This window comes from Gordonia sp. (in: high G+C Gram-positive bacteria), assembly GCF_049299075.1.
In the GTDB taxonomy this organism is placed as follows: domain Bacteria; phylum Actinomycetota; class Actinomycetes; order Mycobacteriales; family Mycobacteriaceae; genus Gordonia.
The window spans coordinates 1-3,257 of the sequence record NZ_JBAQWU010000216.1; the positions used below are offsets into that span (position 1 = coordinate 1).

4 protein-coding genes and 1 pseudogene are annotated in these 3,257 nt (G+C 68.3%); all 5 read right to left on the reverse strand.

Going from position 1 to position 3,257, the window contains the following annotated elements:
- Positions 1–216: pseudogene (locus tag WAW85_RS06715) on the reverse strand (DNA processing protein DprA); the annotation flags it as partial.
- 26 nt (positions 217–242) lie between these two features.
- Positions 243–1,763 carry a YifB family Mg chelatase-like AAA ATPase gene (locus tag WAW85_RS06720; RefSeq protein ID WP_422558854.1) on the reverse strand — a complete coding sequence of 507 codons (1,521 nt, stop codon included), beginning with the start codon at positions 1,761–1,763 and terminating at the stop codon, positions 243–245.
- 7 nt (positions 1,764–1,770) lie between these two features.
- Complete coding sequence (locus tag WAW85_RS06725; protein WP_422558855.1) at positions 1,771–2,175, reverse strand: YraN family protein; 405 nt, start codon at positions 2,173–2,175, stop codon at positions 1,771–1,773.
- Positions 2,176–2,322: 147 nt separating this feature from the next.
- Positions 2,323–2,634, reverse strand: a complete 312-nt coding sequence (locus WAW85_RS06730) for a DUF2469 domain-containing protein (protein ID WP_422558856.1) — start codon at positions 2,632–2,634, stop codon at positions 2,323–2,325.
- Positions 2,634–3,257: ribonuclease HII (locus WAW85_RS06735; RefSeq protein WP_422558857.1), on the reverse strand; the 624-nt coding region annotated here is incomplete at its 5' end. The genes WAW85_RS06730 and WAW85_RS06735, both read right to left, overlap by 1 nt.

Consider the following 3,257-nt stretch of genomic DNA (forward strand, 5'->3'; position numbering starts at 1 on the left):
CCGATCAGCCGCTCCCGCCAGGTCGGCAGCCGAGCTGTCGACCGCACAGCGCGCCTCGGTGGCGACCAGGACTGCGCGGTCCGGGGCGGTGCGGCTCTTGACCATCCGCGCGGTCTCCTCGGCCCCGTATCGCACGACCAACGCGATCAACGGCGCGCACGGAGGTTCGGCGACGGCCGACAGGTACGCCCACGCCCGCAGGATAGGTTCGGCCATCGCGGCGTCCTCGCTCAGCGGGCAGGTCATCGCCACTCCCGGTCGCGATACATGAGCGCCTGCGCCACATCGTCAGGCTCGGGCTGAGCGCCGCTGCGCAAATCACAGATCGTCCACGACAAGCGCAGAGCACGATCTGCTCCCCGGGCCGTGATCCGACCGTCCCGCAGACACTGTTCGATGGGCGCCAGCGCCTCGGGACTCAGCGGGAAGTCGCGGCGCAGCGCGCTGCCGGGGACCTCCGAGTTCGTCAGCCAGCCGCGCGGACGCCAGCGCATTCGAGCCCGCTCCCGAGCCGCCGCAACCCGCTCGGCGATCGCCGCCGACGACTCCCCGACCGTGGTCATCAGCATGGTGGTGCCCGGCGGATCCATCTGCACTCGGATGTCGATCCGGTCCATCAGCGGCCCCGACAACTTGCCAAGGTAGCGTCTGCGGGCCACCGACGTGCATACACAGTCCACGTCGTGCACCGGCGCACAGGGGCACGGGTTGGCGGCGAGCAACAGCATGAAGCGCGACGGGTAGACCGCATCACCGTCCCGCCGGGACAGTCGTACCCGCCCCTCCTCCAACGGCTGACGGAGTCCGTCGAGCACTTTGGCGCCGGCCTCGGCACACTCATCGAGGAACAGCACCCCCCGATGCGCCCGCGACACCGCCCCGGGGCGGGCCATCCCGGTCCCGCCGCCGAGCAGCGCCGTCATGGTGACGCTGTGGTGCGGTGCGATGAACGGCGGGACGGTGATCAGCGGGTGGTGCGCGGGCAACGTCCCGGCGACCGAATGGATAGCCGTCACCTCGAGCGCCTCCGCCGGTTCCAGTGGCGGAAGGATCCCCGGCACCCGCGCCGCCAGCATCGTCTTGCCAATACCCGGCGAACCGGTCATCAGCACATGGTGTCCGCCAGCGGCAGCCACCTCGAGCGCATGACGGGCCTCCGCCTGCCCCACAACATCGGCCATATCGGGCGCCGCCAGCGGCGGCGGCACGTCCTCGCCGACCAGCCCGGACAGTTCTTCGGCGCCCAGCATCCAGTGCACCACCTGCGCCAGCGATTGCGCTCCGCTGATGTCTAGGTCGTCGACTAGCGACGCTTCCTGCAGGTTCGCGACCGGCACCACCGCGCGGCAGAACCCCGCGGACCGGGCGGCGAGCAACAGTGGGAGCACGCCGCGCACTGACCGCACCCGGCCGTCGAGCCCCAGCTCGCCGAGAAAGACTGTGCCCGACAGCTTGCTCAGGTCCAGGTCGAGCTCGGCACTGGCGATCAGTATGGCCAACGCGATTCCGAGATCGAACCCGGAACCTTCCTTGCGGAGTTCGGCGGGCGCGAGCGCGGCGGTGACCTTCAGTTCCGGGAACTTGAAGCCACTGTTCGTGATCGCCGCGCGGACGCGTTCTTTCGCCTCTCGCAACGACGCGTCGATGCTGCCGGTCACCAGAAAGCCGGGTAGGCCCTGACCGATGTTCGCCTGAATCTCCACCGGCTGGGCGACGAATCCGCCCAACCCCATCGCGTGCACGTTCCCCACTATGCGCGGCATCGCGGCCTCACTCGACCAGACCGGCGTGATGCCGGAGCCGTACGGTGTCCCGACTATCCAGGTCGTCGAGGTCCAGCTGAACGGAGATCGCGTCGAAACGGATCACCTCCCACCACGCCGCACCAGGCGGCTGAGCGGCCAGCCACTGGCGCGTCAGTAGTCGCATGCGCCGCAGTTTGGCCGGGGTGATCGCGGCCACCGGATCGGTGTAGACCGCTGAAGCCCGCGTCTTCACTTCGACAACCACCAGCGTCGCACCGTCGGCGGCGATCAGGTCCAGTTCGCCGTAGCGCGTTCGCCAGTTCCGATCCAGCACGCGCCAGCCCAGAGTGGTGACGAACTCGGCCGCCATCTCCTCACCGAGTTGACCTATTTGTCGGCGCCGGTCACGGCGCACTGTGTTCTCCCCCATGCACCAAGGGTGACCCCCGCACCCGGAATCGTCATGCGGCGGCAACGGTCCGCCTGTGGACATCGACTCTCGTCCACAGATGTGCCGCGCCCACTTGATCGCGGCGTCCACCGGCGGTAGCGCGCGGGACCTAGCGGTCGGCCGGACTTACGGCTCGTCGGGCAGACGGAGCTCGGAACGTTCCAACTCTTCGATGTTGACGTCCTTGAACGTAACGACCCGGACCTGTTTGACGAACCGGGCCGGGCGGTACATGTCCCACACCCAGGCGTCGGTGAGGTGAATCTCGAAATAGACTTCGCCGTCATTGTTCCGCGGCACCAGATCAACACCATTGGCCAGGTAAAACCGCCGCTCGGTCTCCACGACGTACGTGAACTGGCCGACAAGGTCCTTGTACTCCCGGTACAGGGACAGTTCCATTTCAGCTTCGTACTTCTCGAGGTCCTCGGCGCTCATCAGACAAGCCTATCGCGGACGTTCCGGTACGACATTCGGTGCTGCCGGGACGGGCCGATCCGGTCCAGACAATCCATGTGATGGGCCGTGCCGTACCCCTTGTGCACGGCAAAATCGTAGCCGGGTACCGCGGCGTCGAGGCCGACCATGATCCGGTCGCGGGTCACCTTGGCCAGTACAGAGGCCGCCGCAATACAGGCCGCGTTCGCGTCGCCGCCGATCACCGGCAGCGACGGCGCGGGCAGGCCGGGGACGGCGAAGCCGTCGGACAGCACATAGCCGGGCCGGACGGACAGCCCGGCCACCGCCTGGCGCATCCCACGCAAGTTCGCGACGTGGACGCCGATGCGGTCGATCTCGTCGGCTTCGATGGCCACCACACTCCAGTCGACCGCGTGCCGGACCACCGCGGCGTACAGGCGCTCGCGCGTGGCTTCGCTGAGCTTCTTCGAGTCGTCTAGATCGGCCAACGACTTCAATTGTGCGCCAGTCAGCACGCAGGCGGCAACGACGAGCGGGCCCGCGCAGGCACCGCGGCCGGCCTCGTCGACACCCGCGACCGGCCCGAGTCCGTTGCGCTGCAGGGTGAACTCGAGGGTGCGCAGGCTCGCGGCCTTGCGCAC